Here is a 241-nt window from a genome sequence, read left to right as displayed (position 1 = left end):
CAGTGAGAACGCCGTGCGACCGATGGGACGCGATACGAGCGGCGTGCGGGGGATGAACGTCTCGCAGAAGGACAACGCCGTGCTGGCAATGGACGTCGCCCGCGATGACCAGGAACTGCTCGTCGTCACCGAGAACGGCTACGGCAAGCGCACGCCGATTCCCGAGTACCCGGTGAAGGGCCGCGGGACGATGGGCGTGAAGACGATCACGCTGACGGAGAACAAGGGCGCCCTCGCCGGC

At 66.8% G+C, this 241-nt stretch carries 1 protein-coding gene; it reads left to right on the top strand.

What is annotated here, in order from left to right; genetic code table 11:
- On the top strand, nt 1-241 hold a 241-nt coding region (locus ACZ3HG_RS24655; RefSeq protein ID WP_465335140.1), incomplete at both ends, for a DNA gyrase C-terminal beta-propeller domain-containing protein.

This window comes from Erwinia sp. PME.40.26/001 (genome assembly GCF_055556675.1).
This window is presented reverse-complemented; position numbering and strand designations above follow the sequence as displayed.